The 18,801-nt window shown below is 63.8% G+C and carries 18 protein-coding genes and 1 pseudogene; 2 read left to right on the top strand and 17 right to left on the bottom strand.

Annotated elements, in window-relative coordinates; all coding sequences use genetic code 11:
• The 4 genes and pseudogenes from HDG37_RS36960 to HDG37_RS36945 all read right to left on the bottom strand — a co-directional run.
• Positions 1–120, bottom strand: a pseudogene (locus tag HDG37_RS36960) (electron transfer flavoprotein subunit beta/FixA family protein); the annotation flags it as partial.
• 235 nt (positions 121–355) lie between these two features.
• On the bottom strand, positions 356–1,153 hold the full coding sequence (locus HDG37_RS36955) for a MetQ/NlpA family ABC transporter substrate-binding protein (RefSeq protein WP_184027728.1): 798 nt from the start codon (positions 1,151–1,153) through the stop codon (positions 356–358).
• Between the two features lie 48 nt (positions 1,154–1,201).
• Complete coding sequence (locus HDG37_RS36950) at positions 1,202–1,855, bottom strand: methionine ABC transporter permease (protein ID WP_184011069.1); 654 nt, start codon at positions 1,853–1,855, stop codon at positions 1,202–1,204.
• On the bottom strand, positions 1,845–2,879 hold the full coding sequence (locus tag HDG37_RS36945; RefSeq protein ID WP_184056279.1) for a methionine ABC transporter ATP-binding protein: 1,035 nt from the start codon (positions 2,877–2,879) through the stop codon (positions 1,845–1,847). Before HDG37_RS36945 ends, HDG37_RS36950 begins: the two co-directional genes overlap by 11 nt.
• Before the next feature lie 239 nt (positions 2,880–3,118).
• Between HDG37_RS36945 and HDG37_RS36940 the strand changes: the two genes are divergently transcribed.
• Complete coding sequence (locus HDG37_RS36940; protein ID WP_184056277.1) at positions 3,119–4,024, top strand: alpha/beta hydrolase; 906 nt, start codon at positions 3,119–3,121, stop codon at positions 4,022–4,024.
• Between the two features lie 27 nt (positions 4,025–4,051).
• On the opposite strand, the gene HDG37_RS36935 is transcribed toward HDG37_RS36940, so the two are convergent.
• On the bottom strand, positions 4,052–4,861 hold the full coding sequence (locus tag HDG37_RS36935; protein ID WP_184056275.1) for an enoyl-CoA hydratase: 810 nt from the start codon (positions 4,859–4,861) through the stop codon (positions 4,052–4,054).
• Between the two features lie 79 nt (positions 4,862–4,940).
• A complete protein-coding gene (locus tag HDG37_RS36930) occupies positions 4,941–5,864 on the bottom strand; it encodes a histone deacetylase family protein (RefSeq protein WP_184056273.1) in 924 nt (307 codons plus the stop codon).
• 334 nt (positions 5,865–6,198) lie between these two features.
• Here HDG37_RS36930 and mltB point away from each other — a divergent pair, with 334 nt between their 5' ends.
• Positions 6,199–7,377: a lytic murein transglycosylase B gene (gene mltB, locus HDG37_RS36925; RefSeq protein WP_184056271.1), complete on the top strand. Its 1,179-nt coding sequence runs from the start codon at positions 6,199–6,201 to the stop codon at positions 7,375–7,377.
• A 112-nt stretch (positions 7,378–7,489) separates the two neighbouring features.
• Here mltB and cysM read toward each other — a convergent pair whose 3' ends face one another.
• The 11 genes from cysM to aroA form a co-directional block, all read right to left on the bottom strand.
• Positions 7,490–8,392, bottom strand: coding sequence for a cysteine synthase CysM (gene cysM / locus HDG37_RS36920; RefSeq protein WP_013090134.1), 903 nt, complete (start codon positions 8,390–8,392; stop codon positions 7,490–7,492).
• Between the two features lie 238 nt (positions 8,393–8,630).
• The gene (locus tag HDG37_RS36915; protein ID WP_184056269.1) at positions 8,631–9,005 is read right to left on the bottom strand and encodes a helix-hairpin-helix domain-containing protein; all 375 of its coding nucleotides are present in this window, start codon (positions 9,003–9,005) and stop codon (positions 8,631–8,633) included.
• Positions 9,006–9,083: 78 nt separating this feature from the next.
• Complete coding sequence (gene rfaD, locus HDG37_RS36910) at positions 9,084–10,076, bottom strand: ADP-glyceromanno-heptose 6-epimerase (RefSeq protein ID WP_184011054.1); 993 nt, start codon at positions 10,074–10,076, stop codon at positions 9,084–9,086.
• Positions 10,077–10,161: 85 nt separating this feature from the next.
• On the bottom strand, positions 10,162–11,169 hold the full coding sequence (gene rfaE1 / locus HDG37_RS36905) for a D-glycero-beta-D-manno-heptose-7-phosphate kinase (RefSeq protein WP_311541865.1): 1,008 nt from the start codon (positions 11,167–11,169) through the stop codon (positions 10,162–10,164).
• Positions 11,135–12,538 (bottom strand): UDP-glucose/GDP-mannose dehydrogenase family protein, encoded by a 1,404-nt coding sequence (locus tag HDG37_RS36900; protein ID WP_090801314.1) that lies wholly within the window; start codon positions 12,536–12,538, stop codon positions 11,135–11,137. Before HDG37_RS36900 ends, rfaE1 begins: the two co-directional genes overlap by 35 nt.
• Positions 12,539–12,664: 126 nt before the next feature.
• Positions 12,665–13,840, bottom strand: coding sequence for a lipopolysaccharide assembly protein LapB (lapB, locus tag HDG37_RS36895; RefSeq protein WP_184056267.1), 1,176 nt, complete (start codon positions 13,838–13,840; stop codon positions 12,665–12,667).
• 69 nt (positions 13,841–13,909) lie between these two features.
• Positions 13,910–14,203 (bottom strand): lipopolysaccharide assembly LapA domain-containing protein, encoded by a 294-nt coding sequence (locus tag HDG37_RS36890; protein ID WP_013090140.1) that lies wholly within the window; start codon positions 14,201–14,203, stop codon positions 13,910–13,912.
• A 298-nt stretch (positions 14,204–14,501) separates the two neighbouring features.
• Complete coding sequence (locus HDG37_RS36885; RefSeq protein WP_006050255.1) at positions 14,502–14,825, bottom strand: integration host factor subunit beta; 324 nt, start codon at positions 14,823–14,825, stop codon at positions 14,502–14,504.
• A 21-nt stretch (positions 14,826–14,846) separates the two neighbouring features.
• Positions 14,847–16,580, bottom strand: a complete 1,734-nt coding sequence (gene rpsA / locus HDG37_RS36880) for a 30S ribosomal protein S1 (RefSeq protein ID WP_008921410.1) — start codon at positions 16,578–16,580, stop codon at positions 14,847–14,849.
• Positions 16,581–16,744: 164 nt separating this feature from the next.
• Entirely contained in the window at positions 16,745–17,431 is a 687-nt protein-coding gene (gene cmk / locus HDG37_RS36875) for a (d)CMP kinase (RefSeq protein WP_184056265.1), read from the bottom strand.
• Between the two features lie 47 nt (positions 17,432–17,478).
• A complete protein-coding gene (gene aroA, locus HDG37_RS36870; RefSeq protein ID WP_184056263.1) occupies positions 17,479–18,783 on the bottom strand; it encodes a 3-phosphoshikimate 1-carboxyvinyltransferase in 1,305 nt (434 codons plus the stop codon).
• Positions 18,784–18,801 lie beyond the last annotated feature (18 nt).

The following is an 18,801-nucleotide window of genomic DNA, read 5'->3' as shown; positions in this document are numbered from 1 at the left end:
TTCGTCGAACGGGTTCATCGACATTTTCACGTTCGCGATATCGACGCCCGTACCGTCCGATTTCACGCGGACCTTCACGTTGTAGTCGACCACTCTTTTCACTGGCACCAGAATTTTCATGCACACGCTCCAAAGTTACGAATACGTCAACCCGATGAACATTATAGCGACTGCCCTCATGACAGCCGTGTCGCGGGCGCTTTGCGGAAGGATATCGCTCCTCAGCGGCGTGACGGCAATACCGAACGATCGCTCTAATTTAATCTCCAAAAAACCCGGGAGACAACCCCGGGTTCCGACTCAGACCTCTAATTTCGCATTGCCGTCGTGTTCTGCGAGGCCCGCGGGCGTTGCGTCACCAGGAGGTGATCACCGAGCCGCCGAATTTGCTGTCGACGAACTGCTTCACTTCCGGCGAGTGGTACGCCGCGACGAGCTTCGCGACCCACGGCTTGTTCTTGTCCGCTTCGCGAATCGCGATCACGTTCACGTAGGGACCTTTCCGGTCCTCGATCGCGATAGCGTCCTGCGTCGGCTTGAGGCCCGCTTCCATCGCGAAGTTGGTGTTGATCGCGGCGGCATCGACATCGCCCAGCGAACGCGGAATCTGCGCCGCGTCAAGCTCGACGATCTTTAGTTTCTTCGGATTGTCGACGATGTCGAGCGGCGTCGCCTTCAGGCCCGCCTCGGCGCGCAGTTTCAGCAAGCCCTGCTTCTGCAGCAACAGCAGCGCGCGGCCGCCGTTGGTCGGGTCGTTCGGCACGGCGATCTTCGCGCCCGGCTGCAGTTCGGCGAGCGACTTCACCTTCTTCGAGTAGATACCCATCGGGTACGTGACCGTATCGGCGATACGGATTAGCTTGTAGCCGCGATCCTTCACCTGCGCCTGCAAGTACGGGTCGTGCTGGTAGCTGTTCGCGTCCAGATCGCCGCCCGCGAGCGCCGCGTTCGGCTGCACGTAGTCGGAGAATTCGACGATCCTGATGTTCAGGCCGTTCTTCGCGGCGACCGTCTTCACGACGTCCATGATCTGCGCGTGCGGGCCGCCGGTGACACCAACCTTGATCGTGTCTTCGGCATGCGCCGCGGTAGTGGCGAACAGCGTTGCCGCGCCGAATGCGGCGGCCAGCTTGAGAATGAAGCGACGTTGCATGATGGACCTTTTCCGAATCTTTATTAGCGGGCTTCCGAACGCCCTTGTTTATTTGTGGCTCAGACGACGCACGAGCCAATCCCCAAACGACTGCACCAGTTGCACGAACACGATCAGTATCAGCACGACCGCGAGCATCACTTCTGGCAGGAAGCGCTGATAGCCGTAGCGGATGCCGAGGTCACCAAGACCGCCGCCGCCGATCGCGCCGGCCATCGCCGAATAGCCGACCAGCGACACGAACGTGATCGTCAACCCAGCGACCACGCCCGGCAGCGATTCCGGCAACAGCACCTTGAAGACGATCTGGCTGGTGGTCGCGCCCATCGCCTGGGCCGCCTCGATGAGCCCGCGATCGACCTCGCGCAGCGCGGTTTCGACCAGACGCGCGATGAACGGCGCCGCGGCGATCGTCAGCGGCACGATCGCGGCCGCGGTGCCGATTGACGAACCGACGACAAGTCGCGTAAACGGAATCACCGCGACCAGCAGGATGATGAACGGCGTCGAGCGCACCGCGTTGACGATCACGCCCATCACGCGATTCAACGCGACGTTTTCGAGCACGCCCTGGCGGTCGGTCAGATACAGCAGCACGCCGAGCGGCACGCCGACCACAGCGCCAACCAGTCCGGAGACGCCCACCATGATGAGCGTCTCCCAGAACGACTGGACGAACATATCGAACATTTCACTCAACATGCGAGAGCTCCTCCACTACGACACCCTGCTCGCGCAGAAACGTGATCGCCTGCGCGACCTTGGCCGGATCGCCGCCCGCGAGTACCGCGAGCGAGCCGAACGCCTGCCCCTGGATTTCGTCGATCTGGCCGTGCAGGATGTTGAAGTCGAGCTCGTAGCGGCGAATCGTCTCCGACAGGATCGGCTGATCGACGCCCGAACCGGTGAACGCGAGGCGCAGCAGATGGCCGCTGCCGGTCTTCAACCGCTGCGCGACGCGCGCCTTCATGGCGGGCGGCAGCTCCTGCGCGATCACGTCGCCGATCAGTGCGCGCGTGACTTCGTGGTGCGGCTGCAGGAACACGTCGATCACCTTGCCCTCTTCGACGACGCGGCCTGCGTCGAGCACCGCGACGCGATCGCAGACCTGCTTGATCACGTCCATCTGGTGAGTGATCAGCACGATCGTCAGGTTCAGTTCGCGGTTGATGCGCTTGAGCAGATCGAGGATCGCGCGGGTGGTTTCGGGGTCGAGCGCGGAGGTCGCCTCGTCGGACAGCAGCACCTTCGGCTTGCTCGCAAGCGCACGCGCGATGCCCACGCGCTGCTTCTGCCCGCCGCTGATCTGCGCCGGATAGCGGTCCTTCTGCGCCGACAGACCGACGAGCTCGAGCAGCGGCAGCACGTTCGCCTCGATCTCGTCGCGCTTCATGCCGGCCAGTTCGAGCGGCAGCGCGACGTTCTCGTACACGGTGCGCGACGACAACAGATTGAAGTGCTGGAAGATCATGCCGATCTCGCGACGCGCGTCGCGCAGTTGCGCGGCGGGCAGCGTCGTCAGATCGCGGCCGTTCGCGAGGATGTTGCCCTCGGATGGGCGCGTCAGCAGGTTGATCGTGCGCACGAGCGTGCTCTTGCCCGCGCCGCTGCGGCCGATGATGCCGAACACCTCGCCCGCCGGAATCGTCAGATTGACGTTGTGCAGCGCCTCGACCCACCCCCGGGGTCCGGCAAACCGCTGGGAAACATTGCGTATTTCGATCATGGACAAACGAAAACGGCGGAGGCTGCCGGCGAGCATCGTGCTCCCGGCAAGCGGCCGCCGTTTCTTTTATTGGGATTTGAGGTCGTCATTCTACCGCAGCGACGACATGCCCTTTAATAATCAATTTCGATCTTTTCATAACCTGAGGGCATTAGAGCCGCGCCTTATGCACGAAGCTCACGCGCTGCGCGCCGCTGCGACTATGATCGGGCCACCCCTCTTCAGCACAGGCCGCCGCCATGCAGACTTCTCCGAGCCACACCGTGCGCGCGAGCGCAGGCAGTCTCAATAAAGATGCGCCGCAGCGCGGGTCGGTGACGACCGGCGATGGCATCGAGTTGCCGCTGTATCGCTGGCGGCCGAACGGGTCCATACGCGCGACGGTCGCGCTGCTGCACGGCCTCGCCGAACACGCCGGCCGTTACGCCGCCGTTGCGGGCCGGCTCAACGCGGCGGGCATCGAAGTCGTCGCGATCGATCTGCGCGGCCACGGCCACGCGCCCGGCAAGCGCGCCTATGTGAAACGCTTCGACGACTACCTGCTCGATGCGCAGGCGCTGCTCGACGCCGCCGCGCAAAGCTGTGCGCCGTTATTCCTGATGGGCCACAGCATGGGTGGCGCGGTGGCGGCGCTGTATGCGATAGAGCGCCTCGACGCGAGCGGGCGGCGCCTCGCCGGCCTGATCCTGTCGAGCCCCGCGCTCGCGCCGGGCCGCGACGTGCCGAAGTGGATGCTCGCGCTAAGCCAGGTGATCAGCCGCGTCTACCCAAGCTTCCCGGCGATGAAGATCGACCCTGCGCTGCTCTCGCGCCTTCAGCCGGTGGTCAAAGCCAACCTCAACGATCCGCTCGTGCATCACGACGCGATTCCGGCGCGCACGGGCGCCGAGCTGCTGCTCGCGATGGCGCGCATCGAACGCGGACGCGCGAGGCTGCGCATGCCGCTGCTCGTGTTTCATGGCACCGACGACAAAGTGACCGAGCCCGACGGCAGCCGCGCGTTCGGCGAGCACGCGGGCTCGCCGGACAAGACGCTCACGCTGCACGAGGGTAGCTACCACGAGACGATGAACGACCTCGATCGCGATCGGGTGATCGAGGCGTTGGTCGAGTGGATCGAAAGGCGGGCGGTTGGACCGGGTTGACAAGACGCGGCGCTTGCTGGCCGTCGACTAGCGCTTCCACTCCGGCGCGCGTTTGTCGATGAAAGCCTGCACGCCTTCGAGCGCCGAGTCGTCCATCATGTTGCAGGCCATCGTCTGCCCCGCAAGCTGGTACGCGGCTTCGATACCCATTTCGAGCTGCCGGTAGAACAGGCCCTTGCCCGCGCTGACAGCTTCGACCGGCTTTGCGCAGATGCTCGCGGCGAGCCGCGCGACTTCGTCGTCGAGCGCATCGGCTGGGGCGACGCGGTTCACGAGCCCCTGCTGGCGCGCTTCGGCGGCGTCGATGAAATCGCCGGTCAGCAGCATTTCTAGCGCGGCCTTGCGCGAGAGGTTGCGCGACAGCGGCACCGACGGTGTCGCGCAGAACAATCCGAGGTTCACGCCCGATACGGCGAAGCGCGCGGTATCGGCGGCGACCGCGAGATCGCACATTGCGACCAGCTGGCAGCCGGCGGCGGTCGCGATGCCATGCACGCGCGCGATCACCGGCTGCGGAATGCGCTGGATCGTCAGCATCAGCTTCGTGCAGCGCGCGAACAGCTGCTGGTAATAAGCAAGCGATGGCGCCGCGCGCATTTCCCTCAGGTCGTGCCCCGCGCAGAACGCGCGGCCAGCGCCGGCAATCACGACCACGCGGGCATCGGTCTTCGCGATCCCGGTCAGTGTCTGCTGCAGTCCGTCGAGCAACGCTTCGGACAGCGCGTTGAACGCATCGGGCCGGTTCATCGTCACGCGCACGACGCCCGCTACGCGATATGCGTCGTGTTCGACCGTGACCAGCGACGCGTCGCCGGTGCTGGCGGGACTGGCGTTCATGGCTCGCTCCTCGGTACGTGAATGTCGATTTTCGCTCGCTGGCTTTCGAGCCACTGTCGCCGCGTGCAGTCGGGCAACCTCAGATCTCCGCCAGCGACCGCAGGTGCGCGACAACGCTGCGCCCGAGCGCCGACAGGTTGTAGCCGCCCTCGAGACAGCTGACGATGCGCCCACGCGCATAACGCCGCGCGATCTCCCGCATCTGGTCGGTGATCCACGCGTAATCGTTTTCGACGAGGCCCATGTTGCCGAGGTCGTCCTCGCGATGCGCGTCGAAGCCGGCCGAGATGAACAGCATCTCCGGCCTGAATTCGTGCAGGCGCGGCAACCACAGCATATCGACCGCTTCGCGCACGGCCATGCCGTTCGAACGCGCCGGCATCGGCACGTTGCACATGTTGGACGCCTGGTTGTCGGCGCCCGTGAACGGATAGAACGGGTGCTGGAAGATACTGCACATCAGCACGCGCGGGTCGCCCGAGAACGCGGCCTCGGTGCCGTTGCCGTGATGCACGTCGAAGTCGATGATGGCGACGCGCGCGAGACCATGCACGTCGAGCGCGTGGCGCGCGGCGATCGCAATGTTGTTGAAAAAGCAGAAGCCCATCGCACGCGCCGGCTCCGCGTGATGGCCCGGCGGCCGCACGCTGCAGAACGCGTTGTCGTAGCGGCCTTCGATCACCGCGTCGGTGGCGGCGACCGCCGCGCCCGCCGCGCGCAGCGCGGCCTGCCACGTGTGCGGATTCATCGTCGTGTCGGGATCGATCTCGGCGACGCCCTCGACGGGCGAGCGACCGCGGATGTAGTCGACGTGCGCCTGCGTGTGCACTCGCAGCAACGCGGCCTCGTCGACGAGCGGCGGCGATTCGCGCTCGATCAGCGCGTCGATGCGGCTTGCGATCAGTTGATCCTCGATCGCCTGCAGGCGCGCGGGACACTCGGGGTGCCACTGCCCCATGTCGTGCAGCAGACAGTCGGGGTGGGAATAGAAGCCTGTTGCCATAGTTCGTGTTGTGCGTCTCTTCTACGGCGCGACGCATGAACTGCGCGCGCGGCGTGTCTCCGTCGAGCGGCGCGCGCCCCCGCGCGCCTCCATTCGTCAAGTTACCACACGATGCCGCTGTCGCCGATTCAGCACGGTTTTGCGGGAGTCGTCGGATATACTTCCCCGACCCGTTATTCGCCGTTTCGTTCCTGCCGCTTTCCGACTGCTTCCAGCCTTTCACGCATCGCGCTCACTGCTCACCATGACCGTCAAGCTTGCTCTGTCCGCAGGATCCCCACGCAACCGTCTTCGCCTCGGCACCCACGCCGCCTCACTGATCGTCGCATCGTGCATGTTCATCGCAGCAAGTCCCGCGAGCGCGCAACGCGCCACGAGGAAAGCACTGGTGCAACTCGCGCAGAGCCAGCCGCAGCAGCCGGTACCGCAAGGACAGACGTTCGAGGAAGAAATCATCCCGCAGCGCTATGCGCACAACGCGAACGTCGATGCGTTCATCAACGAGATGGTCGCACGCTACGATTTCGACGAAGCGTCGCTGCACGCGCTGTTCACCGGCGTCAGCTACTCGGCGACCGCGGTGAAGCTGGTCACCCCGTCGCCGACGCCGTCGGTCAAGAACTGGCGCTCGTATCAGGCGCGCTTCCTCGACCCGGTGCGCGTCAATGCCGGCGTGCAGTTCTGGCGCGAGAACCGGGCCACGCTGCAGCGCGCGTATCAGGAGTTCGGCGTGCCGCCGGAGATGATCGTCGGCATCATCGGCGTCGAGACGATCTACGGTCGCTACATGGGTAATTTCCGCGTGCTCGATGCGCTGACCACGCTGAGCTTCGATTATCCGAACACCGCGAATCGCGCGGACCGCCAGGCGACCTTCCGCAAGAATCTCGAAGACTACCTGGTGTGGACGCGCGACGCGCAGATCGACCCGAACACGGTGCTCGGCTCGTACACCGGCGCGATCGGCATTCCGCAGTTCCTGCCGAGCAGCATCGTCCAATACGCGGTCGACTACGAAGGCAACAAGCGCATCGATCTGCGCACGAGCGATGCGGATGCGATCGGCAGCGTCGCGAATTATCTGCGCCAGAACGGCTGGGAAAGCGGCCGGCCGGTGGTATGGCGAATCGGCTCGGACGCGGGCAGCCTCGGTGTCGCGCAGGCCGCGGCCAATGGGCAGCCGGAGCCGCACTGGCCGCTCGACCAGTTGCTGCGTGCCGGCCTCGTGCTGAACGAGCCGAACGTCGACATTGCTTCCGAAGCGGGCACCCCGGTCACGGTGGTCGATCTGCCGACACCGGGACGCGGCACCGAGTTCGTGCTCGGCCTGAAGAATTTCTACGTGCTCACGCGCTACAACCGCAGCTTCTTCTATGCGCTTGCGGTGTATCAGCTGGGTCAGAAGGTCAAGGCGCAGATGCAAGCGATCGACGCGGCGAATGCCGCAAAAGCGGCCAACAACGGCGGCGCGTCGCAAGGCCAGGCGGATCAGTCGAACTCTGATTCGCAGTGAGTCACGGCGCGAGTCGCCGCGGGCGCCTCGCGTTGAAAAACCCAAAAAAAGCGCCGGCTCGACCGGCGCTTTTTATTAGCTCGTGTGCCCGCGAAGGCGCCCGGCGACCCGCTTACGCGGGAAATACCCCCGTGGACAGGTAACGGTCGCCGCGATCGCAGACGATGAACACGATCGTCGCGTTCTCGACCTGACGCGCGATGCGCAGCGCGACTTCGCACGCGCCACCCGACGAAATGCCCGCGAAGATGCCTTCGACCGACGCCAGGCGGCGCGCCATCGCCTCGGCCGCGGATTGACTGACGTTCTCCACGCGGTCGACGCGGCTGCGGTCGAAGATTTTCGGCAGATACGCTTCCGGCCACTTGCGAATACCCGGAATACGCGAGCCCTCTTCCGGCTGCGCGCCGATGATTTCGATCTGCTGGTTCTGCGTTTTCAGATACGTCGACACGCCCATGATCGTGCCGGTCGTGCCCATCGACGACACGAAGTGCGTGATGCGCCCTTCCGTGTCGCGCCAGATTTCCGGGCCCGTGCCTTCGATGTGCGAGGCCGGATTGTCCGGGTTCGCGAACTGATCGAGGATGATGCCCTTGCCTTCGCGCTGCATCTGCTCGGCGAGATCGCGCGCGTACTCCATGCCGCCTTTGACAGGCGTCAGGATGATTTCCGCGCCGTAAGCGGCCATGCTCTGGCGGCGCTCGACCGACAGATCTTCCGGCATGATCAGCACCATCTTGTAGCCGCGGACCGCGGCGGCCATCGCGAGCGCGATGCCGGTGTTGCCGCTCGTCGATTCGATCAGCGTGTCGCCCGGCTTGATGCGTCCGCGCGCTTCGGCCTTCTTGATCATCGACAACGCCGGCCGGTCTTTCACCGACCCCGCTGGATTGTTGCCCTCGAGCTTCGCGAGGATCACATTGTTGCGGCTACGGATCTCGTCGTCGGGAAGCCGGACGAGTTGTACGAGCGGCGTATTGCCGACCGTGTCTTCAATCGTTTTGTATGCCATATGGGGTCTAGCGATCGATGCGCGAAAGAGTGTCTTCAATCCATCGATTCTAAACCACGATCTCCGGCGCTGCCCTGCAGCCCTTCTGCCCGCATGGATGCATGGTGGTTGCTACGCAAAAAGCCCGCGGCTGCGAGCCGCGGGAAAGCGTGTGTACCAATCGATGCAATGGAACGTTCGCGAACCGTGCGCGCCGCAAGCCGCTCGTCAGCATGGCACGCGCAAGGCTCGCGGCCGCTTACTTCTTCACCGCCACTGCGGCGGCGCCCTTCTGCGTGGCGGCGGACGCGGCCGTAGCGGCCGGCTCCTTGCCCGCCGCAGCTGCCGCAACCTGCGTGCTAGCAGCCGCGCCAGCCGGTCCGACAGCGAGACCCTCCGCCTGCAGGCGCTCGATGGTGTGCCCGCCCATGCCCTTGACGCGCTTGCCGAAATCCGCCGCGTCCTTGAACGGGCCGTGCGCATTACGTTCCTCGACAATCGCTTTGGCTTTTGCCGGACCGATGCCCTTGATGCCGCGCAGCGCGTCTTCGTCAGCCGTGTTGACGTCGACCGCCGCATACGCGTGGCCGAAAGCGGCGAGCATCGCCGCGGTAACCAGTACTTTTCGAAACATATTGGAATCTCCCTGTTGCCACTGGCCGGCGACCATCACCGGCCAGGAGATTCCAGTTTAAAGAGGATGACGTACGAATCACACCTGGCCGAACAGCCAACGCACGTAACGATCGACACCTTCCTGCACGCTCAGAAACGGCGCGTCGTAGCCGGCCGTGCGCAGTTTCGACTGATCGGCCTGCGTGAAGCACTGATACTTGCCGCGCAGCGCGTCGGGGAACGGAATGTATTCGATCAGCCCGCGTTGCACCTGATCCGCGAGCGACAGCGCCGGCTCGTTGTTCAGCGCGCGCAGCGTGTTGACCACGGTGCTCGCGATATCGTTGAACGGCTGCGCGCGGCCGGTGCCGAGATTGAAAATGCCTGACTTCTCCGGATGATCGAAGAAGAACAGGTTGACCTTGACGACGTCTTCGACCGAGATGAAATCGCGCGTCTGCTCGCCGGCCGCATAGCCGTTGTACTCGCCGAACAGCTTGACCTTGCCCTCGGCGCGGAACTGGTTGAAGTTGTGAAACGCGACCGACGCCATGCGCGCCTTGTGCGTTTCGCGCGGACCGTAGACGTTGAAATAACGGAAGCCCACGATCTGGCTCTTCGCGGTGGGCAGCACGCGGCGAATCACCTGATCGAACAGGAACTTCGAATAGCCGTACACGTTCAGCGGCTGCTCGACCTCGCGCTCCTCGACGAAGCGGCTCGAGCCGCCATACGTCGCCGCCGACGACGCGTACAGGAACTGGACATTCTGCGCGAGGCAGATGTCCAGCACGTCGCGGCTATAGCGGTAGTTGTTGTCCATCATGTAGCGGCCGTCGGTTTCCATCGTGTCCGAGCAGGCGCCTTCGTGGAATATCGCGCGCACCTTGCCGAAGTCGCCGCGCCTGAAGCGCTCGACGAATTCGGTTTTGTCGAGATAGTCGTCGATTTCGCAGTCGACCAGATTCCTGAACTTGTCCGCTCGCGTGAGGTTATCGACGGCGATGATGCGCTGTTCGCCGCGCTCGTTGAGCGCCTTCACGAGATTGCTGCCGATAAAACCGGCCGCGCCGGTGACGATGACGGTCATGGTGATCCTGCGGTAGTGAGCTTCGTTCAGTCAACGCCGCGCGAGGTCCGCTGGTCCGTCGGACGACGGCGCCCCGCGGGCTGCATCAGGAAAAGAGTTCGTCGTAGTCGACGGTGGCGGTGCCCAGTTTGCCGACCACGATGCCGGCCGCGCGATTCGCGAGTCCGACCGCGTCGACGAGCGAAAGACCCGCGCCGAGCATCGCGGCGAGTGTCGCGATCACGGTGTCGCCCGCGCCCGACACATCATACACTTCGCGCGCAACGGCCGACGCGTGCAGGATGCCATCGTCGGAGAACAGCGTCATGCCCTCCTCCGAGCGCGTCAGCAGCAGCGCCTTGAACTGGAGCTCGGCGCGCAGTTTCGTGACGCGCGCGATCAGATCTTCCTCGGACTTCCACTGTCCGACGACCTCGCGCAATTCCGCGCGATTCGGCGTGATCAGCGTCGCGCCGCGATAGCGCTCCCAGTCGTCGCCCTTCGGATCGACGAGCACCGGTTTGCCGGCCGCGTGCGCCTTCGCGATCATTTGCGTGACGTGCGTGAGGCCGCCCTTCGCGTAGTCGGACATCAGGATCACGTCGTACGATGGCAGCAGCTCGTCGAAACGCGCGAGGCCCGCGAGCAGCACCTCGTGTGCCGGCGAGTTTTCGAAATCGACGCGCAGCAACTGCTGCTGACGCGACAGCACGCGCAGCTTGATCGTCGTCAGCAAGGCCGGATCGCGTTCCAGATGCGGCGTGACGCCGCTTTCGCCGAGCAGCTGCACGATGCGCTCGCCGGGCTCGTCGTGACCGACCACGCACAAAAGACCCGCCTGCGCGCTGAGCGCGACCGCGTTGCGCGCGACGTTCGCCGCGCCGCCCAGCCGATCTTCCTGGCGCTGCACGTGCACGACCGGCACGGGCGCCTCCGGAGAAATGCGGTTGACGTCGCCGAACCAGTATCGGTCGAGCATCACGTCGCCGACCACCAGCACGCGCGCCGCGTTGAGCTGCGCGCGCGGCACGACCGTGAGCGTCTGCGCCGTCGTGGACGCAGGCGCCGCGGGCATGGCCTCAGGCATCGACCGGAAGTTCAGAGGGTTGGGCATAGGGGCGTCCAATGGCGTGGTAGTCGATACCGAGCTCGGTCATCGCGTCCGGTTCGTACAGATTGCGGCCGTCGAAAATCAGCGGTGTCTTCAGCACCGATTTCAGATGCACGAAATCAGGACTCTTGAACTCCTTCCATTCGGTCACGATCACGAGCGCGTCGGCGCCGATCAGCGTTTCGTCCTGAGTGCTCGTGAACGTGAGACGCGCCAGCTGCTCCGGCGCAGCGTGCAGATCCATCGCGAATACGCGACGCGCCTCGGTCACGGCGACCGGATCGTACGCACGCACGTTCGCGCCGCGCGCAAGCAACTCGCCGATCACGCGACGGCTCGGCGCCTCGCGCATGTCGTCGGTATTCGGCTTGAACGCGAGACCCCACACCGCGAACGCGCGGCCGCTCAAATCCTCGCCGAGCTTCGCGGTGATCTTGTTCACGAGCACGTCCTTCTGCTGGTAGTTCACTTCCTCGACCGCCTCGAGAATCCGCAGGTTGTGGCCGCTCTCGCTCGCGGTGCGAATCAACGCCTGCACGTCCTTCGGGAAGCACGAGCCGCCATAGCCGCAGCCCGCATACAGGAAGTGATAGCCGATGCGCGGATCGGAACCGATGCCGCGGCGCACCGCTTCGATGTCGGCGCCGACCTTGTCCGCGAGATTCGACATCTCGTTCATGAACGAGATGCGCGTCGCGAGCATCGCGTTGGCCGCGTACTTGGTGAACTCGGCCGAGCGAACGTCCATGTACAGCGTGCGTTCGTGATTGCGGTTGAACGGCGCGTACAGACGCTTCATCATTTCGCGCGCCCGCACGCCCGGTTCGTCTTCGTCGATACCGATCACGATACGGTCGGGGCGCATGAAGTCGTCGACGGCCGCACCTTCCTTCAGGAACTCGGGATTAGACACGACCGAGAAGCGATGCTGCGCGCTGCCGGCGAGCCCGCGTTTCGCGAGCTCTTCATTGATCACCGCGCGCACGCGCTGCGCGGTGCCGACCGGCACCGTCGATTTGTCGACGATCACCTTGAAACCATTCATCGTGCGGCCGATGTTGCGCGCGGCCTCAAGCACATATTGCAGATCGGCGGAGCCGTCTTCGTCGGGCGGCGTGCCGACCGCGATGAACTGCACGTCGCCGTGCGCGACGCTCGCGGCGACATCGGTCGAGAACGTAATGCGGCCAGCCGCGCGCGTGCGGGCGATCATCTCCTGCAAGCCCGGTTCGTGAATCGGCACGCCGCCTTTGTTGAGGATGTCGATCTTGCGCTGATCGACGTCGAGACAGAAGACGTCATTGCCGATTTCGGCGAGACACGCGCCGGTGACAAGGCCCACATAGCCGGTGCCGATAATGGTGATTTTCATACGCTTTCCGGTGGAAGGTTCCGGTAATGAATGCCGCTCATGAGGCCGGCGATAAACTCGTTGCGAAATTCGCGGAGCGGTTGCGTCGCAATGAACGCCGACGCGGCCAAAGCCGCCCGTGCAGCGTCAACTCGACGCGGTAATCGGCTCGACGCGGCGCGGCGCATAGGTTTCCCAGCCGCTGCATCCGGGGCACTGCCAGTAGAAAAGCCGCGCCCGGAAACCACAATTCTGGCACGTATAGCGTGGCAGATTCTTGGTGCGCTGGCGGATCAGTGTGTGCATCAGTTCGAGCTCGCTGCGCCGCGGCTCTTCGGCGACGGCCTGCTGCGCTTCGAGCAGACGCGTCATGCCGGCCAGATTCGGCGACTTCTGCATCTGCGTGCGCGCGAGCGCATGCGCGGCATCGGCGCCGCGCAGCGACGCGACGTACTGATACGCGACGTCGAGCAGATCGTTGCTCGGATGACGGTCGACCCACGTAGTCAGCAGATCGGCGCCCTCCTGCGCGCGGCCGAGCGCTTCATACGCCTTCATGATTTTCTCGGCGACGAGCGGCAGATACGCGGGGTTCTGCTCCTCGACGCCGCGCCATTGACCGATCGCCGCTTCGGACGCGCCGCCGGCCGCGTCGACGTCGCCGAACAGGATCGTCGCGCGCACGTTGGTCGGGTTCGCCTTCAGCGCGAGACCGAGCTGATGACGCGCTTCGTCCGGTTTCTTCTGCTGCAGCGCTTCCTGAGCAAGTTCGCAATGGAACTGCGCGATTTCCTTGTCGAGCGACGGTGCGCCCATCGTTTCGAGATGTCGCGCGGTATCGATCGACTTGACCCAGTCCTTCTCGATCTCGTAGATCGTCAACAGCGCGCGTTGAGCGCCGAGTGCGTAATCGCCCGCCTGCAGCGAGCGGAAGGTTTCCTCGGCACGGTCGAGCAGACCCGCTTTCAGGAAGTCCTGGCCGAGTTCGTACAACGCGTGATCGCGCTCACTGACAGGCAGGTCCGCACGGCTCAGCAGATTTTGATGCACGCGGATCGCTCGATCCGTTTCGCCGCGCCGACGGAACAGATTGCCGAGCGCGAAATGCAATTCGACCGTTTCAGGGTCGAGCTTGACGACCTCGATGAATGCGTCGATCGCCTGGTCGGGCTGCTCGTTGAGCAGGAAGTTCAGGCCGCGAAAATAGGACCGCGGCAGGTTCGCGCTCTCGGACAGCAGCGTCTTGAGGTCGTAGCGCGCCGCCATCCAGCCGAACGCGAATGCGACGGGTATGACCAGCAGCCACCAGAAGTCTAGATCCATGCGATTAATGCAAATGTGCGGGAAAGCGAAAACGAAAAGCCGCGCTCAGAGCGCGCGGCGCAACGGAGTTCAGATCAGCGGCGGCATCGGCGGCTGCTCGACGACGGCTGGAGTTTCGCGCGCCACGCGCAACTCGCGCCTGAGCCGGCCATTCTCCATGCGCAGACGTACGACGGCCGGCATCGCCGACACGAGCCCCGCGAGCAAGCCGATCACGAAAAACGCGAGACCGATCAGAATCAGAGGCGCCGACCAGACGTAGCCGGCGAGGAAATTCAGCGTAGCGGGTTGCGTGTTGGAGAGCGCCAGCACCAGCAGCAGCACGAACACCAGCACACGGATCAGCCAGACGATAAATTTCATGAATAGATCTCTTGACGGCAGTTGCGGGGTGACGCCGGCTCGATGACGCGTCGCGCCACGGTGTTGCCCGCGCCGAAGTGACCCGTATTGTAATGGATGACCTCGGGGCTGGGCAGCAAGTGGCGGGATGGCGCACTTACGGGTGATTCGCGAAATGCAAAGGCCGCACCGGGAGGCGCCCTCTTCTCAAACGATGGTCGAAAAAAAAGCGCCCGAAGGCGCTTTTCCTGGTCTTTTGCCGACTGGCTTTGGCCGCTGACGCTAGCTATGCCACGCTGCAAGACGCACAGCGGAGTCATTAAAGGTCGTCATCCGGCTCTTCGGCCTTCAGCGGCTCGCCCGCGCGACGATCCACCCGCTCGCGCAATTCCTTGCCTGGCTTGAAGTGCGGTACGTACTTCTCAGGTACCAGCACCTTCTCGCCCGACTTCGGATTGCGTCCAACGCGGGAGGGACGGCGGTTGAGCCCGAAGCTGCCGAAGCCACGAATTTCGATGCGATGACCTTTGGCAAGCGCCTCCGACATCGCATCGAGCATCGTCTTCACCGCGAAATCCGCATCCTTAAGAACAAGTTGCGGAAACCGCGTAGCCAGCTGGGCGACCAATTCCGATTTGGTCATACTGCAGCAGACCTCTCAGGCTTACTGGTTCTGGCCGTCGAGCTTGGCCTTCAGCAGCGCGCCGAGGTTCGTCGTGCCGGTAGCGGCTGCGCTCGAATCCGAAGCAGCGAGACCGCGGATGGCTTCCTGCTGCTCAGCCGAATCCTTCGCCTTGATCGACAGGTTGATGCCACGCGACTTGCGATCGATGTTGATGATCATCGCGTTGACCTTGTCGCCTTCCTTCAGCACGTTGCGAGCGTCTTCCACGCGGTCCTGGGCGATTTCCGAAGCACGCAGGTAGCCTTCGACTTCACCCGACAGTTGGACCACAGCACCCTTCGCGTCCACCGACTTGACAGTACCGTCGACGACCGAACCCTTGTCGTTCATTGCAACGTAGTTGCTGAACGGGTCGCCTTCGAGCTGCTTGATACCCAGCGAAATACGTTCCTTCTCGACGTCGATGCCGAGAACGATCGCTTCCACTTCGTCGCCCTTCTTGTACTTGCGAACGGCTTCCTCGCCGGTTTCGCTCCACGACAGATCCGACAGGTGAACCAGACCGTCGATGCCGCCCGGCAGACCGATGAACACGCCGAAGTCGGTGATCGACTTGATGGCGCCGCTGATCTTGTCGCCCTTCTTGAAGTTGCGGCTGAAGTCGTCCCACGGGTTCGGTTTGCACTGCTTCATGCCGAGGCTGATACGACGGCGGTCTTCGTCGATTTCGAGAACCATGACTTCGACTTCGTCGCCCAATTGGACAACCTTCGACGGAGCAACGTTCTTGTTGGTCCAGTCCATTTCCGACACGTGGACGAGGCCTTCGATGCCCGATTCCACTTCGACGAATGCGCCGTAGTCGGTGATGTTGGTGACCTTACCGAACAGACGCGTGCCCGACGGGTAACGGCGCGAGATGCCTTCCCACGGATCGTCGCCCAGTTGCTTGATACCGAGCGAAACGCGGTTCTTTTCCTGGTCGAACTTGAGGATCTTCGCGGTGACTTCCTGGCCAACCGACAGAACTTCGCTCGGGTGACGCACACGACGCCATGCGATGTCCGTGATGTGCAGCAGGCCGTCGATACCGCCGAGGTCCACGAACGCGCCGTAGTCGGTGATGTTCTTGACCACGCCTTCGACGATCGCGCCTTCCTTCAGCGTTTCGAGCAGCTTCGCGCGCTCTTCGCCTTGCGTTGCCTCGATGACAGCGCGGCGCGACAGCACGACGTTGTTACGCTTGCGGTCGAGCTTGATGACGCGGAATTCGAGCGTCTTGCCTTCGTACGGGGTGGTGTCCTTGACCGGACGCGTATCAACCAGCGAACCCGGCAGGAACGCGCGGATGCCGTTGACCATCACGGTCATACCGCCCTTGACCTTGCCCGTGATCGTGCCGGTTACGAGTTCGTTGTTGTCCAGCGCCTTTTCCAGCGACAGCCACGAAGCCAGACGCTTCGCCTTGTCACGCGACAGGATGGTGTCGCCATAGCCGTTTTCCAGCGCGTCGATCGCGACGGAAACGAAGTCGCCCGCCTGCACTTCTACCTCGCCCGCGTCGTTCAGGAACTCTTCGAGCGGGATGTAGGCTTCGGACTTCAGACCAGCGTTCACGACCACGAAGTTGTGGTCGACACGCACGACTTCCGCGGAGATCACTTCGCCAGCGCGCATGTCCTGCTTGGTCAGCGACTCTTCGAACAGAGCCGCAAAAGATTCGGTATTCGGGGTAGAGGTTTGCAGGTCGGACATAAAAATCAGAGTTTGCATGGTCTTCGCAACGCCTGGCTCACCGGACTGGTCAGCAACTACGGCAAATACGCGAACGCCACGCGGGGTTAAAGGGTTAAAAAAACAACGCTTCGCGACCGTCGCGAAGCACCTACCAACAACAGGACTGCCGCTTTCTGGCCACTACCGCATGACCGTTTCAGTTACGCATGCGGGACCAGCGCTTCATACCATTGCACCACCTGCTCGACCGCCTGGTCGACCGACAATGCGGAGGTATCAAGCAGTTTTGCATCCGCCGCGGGCTTGAGCGGCGCGGCCGCGCGCTGACTGTCACGCTCGTCGCGCTCACGCAAATCCCGGAGCAAGTCATCTATATTAGCAGAAAATCCTTTTTGGATCAATTGCTTATGCCGGCGCGTCGCGCGGGCCTCGACGCTCGCCGTCATGAACACCTTCAGCACGGCATCCTGAAAGATCACGGTGCCCATGTCGCGCCCGTCGGCGACGAGCCCCGGCTCCTTGCGAAACGCCCGCTGACGCGCCACCAGCGCGGTTCGCACCGGCGCGTGAACGGCGATCACCGAGGCGCGGCTGCCCACTTCCTCCGCACGAATTTCGGTCGATACATCGACGCCGTCGAGCTGCGCGAGCCCCTCGCGAAACGTGATATGGAGGTCGTCGATCAGTTTGACAAGTGCGTCGACGTCGTCCGCCGCGATGCCGTAGCGCAGGCTCGCGAGTGCCGCGAGCCGGTAGAGCGCGCCGCTGTCGAGCAGGTGAAAGCCGAGGTTGGCGGCCACCATCGCGGCCACAGTGCCTTTGCCGGAGGCGCTGGGGCCGTCGATCGTAATGACGGGCGTCTGGTGAAAGGGACGGATCGGTTTCATCTAAAAATGTCGCACATCGGGCGATTCGCACGCGAATCTGGATTGCATCAGGCTTGCGCGAGCGCCGTGAAGCGCTCGAAATAATCGGGGAACGTCTTGCCGACGCACTTCGGGTCGTTGATGCGGATCGGCACACCGCCCAAGCTCACGAGCGAGAAGCACATCGCCATACGGTGGTCGTCGTAGGTGTCGATCGCGGCATTCGGGATGAGCTTTTCGGGCGGCGTGACGACGAGGAAATCCTCGCCCTCCTGCACCTTCGCGCCGACCTTGCGCAGCTCGGTCGCCATCGCGGCGATGCGGTCGGTTTCCTTGACGCGCCAGCTTGCGATGTTGCGCAGCGTGGTCGTGCCGTCCGCGAACAGCGCGGCGACCGCAATCGTCATCGCCGCGTCGGGGATCAGGTTGAAGTCCATGTCGATCGGATCGAGCTTGCCATGGTCGTTGCCGACGCCGCGCACTTCGATCCAGTCCTCGCCCATCTGAAGGTTCGCGCCCATCCTGATCAGCGCATCGGCAAAGCCGACGTCACCCTGGATGCTCGCGCGGCCCACCCCTTCCACTCTCAGCGGGCCGCCGCCGAGCGCTCCCGCGGCAAGGAAATACGACGCCGACGACGCATCCCCCTCCACCATGATCGCGCCTGGCGACTGATAACGCTGCCCGGCCGGCACCACGAACTGGTGCCAGCCGTGACGCTCGACGTCGATGCCGAAGCGCGCCATCAGCTTGATCGTGATCTCGATGTACGGCTTCGAGATCAGCTCGCCGTCGACCTGCACGGTGGTGACGCCGCTCGCGGTGCGCAAGAGCGGCAGCGTCATCAGCAGCGAGGTCAGAAACTGGCTCGACACGTCGCCGCGCACGCGGATCGGCGCGTCGGCCGTGATCTGGGCGGGACGGATGCGTAGCGGCGGATAGCCTTCGTTCTGTTCGTAGTCGATCTTCGCGCCGATCTGGCGCAGGCCGTCGACGAGATCGCCGATCGGCCGCTCGTGCATGCGCGGCACGCCGTGGATCCGGTAGTCGCCGCCGTTCACGGAGAGGGCTGCGGTCAGCGGACGCACCGCCGTACCCGCGTTGCCGAGGAACAGGTCGGCCGTTCGCGCGGTGAACGCGCCGCGCGTGCCGGTCACGACGCAGGTGTCACCGTCGCGCTTCAGACGTACGCCAAGCTTTTCGAGCGCGGCGAGCATCACGCGGGTGTCATCGGAATCGAGCAGGTTCGTGATCGTCGTCTCACCTTCGGCGAGCGCGGCGAGCAGCAGCACGCGGTTCGAGATGCTCTTCGAGCCGGGCAGACGAATCGTGCCGGACGCACGGGAAAAAGGTCCGAGATCGAGGAATTCCATGATGTGTCCAGTTTCCGG

It is taken from the genome of Paraburkholderia sp. MM5384-R2 (assembly GCF_014201025.1).
GTDB classification, from domain to species: domain Bacteria; phylum Pseudomonadota; class Gammaproteobacteria; order Burkholderiales; family Burkholderiaceae; genus Paraburkholderia; species Paraburkholderia tuberum.
Note: the sequence above shows the minus strand (reverse complement) of the source record. Positions and strands in the feature narration are given on the sequence as shown.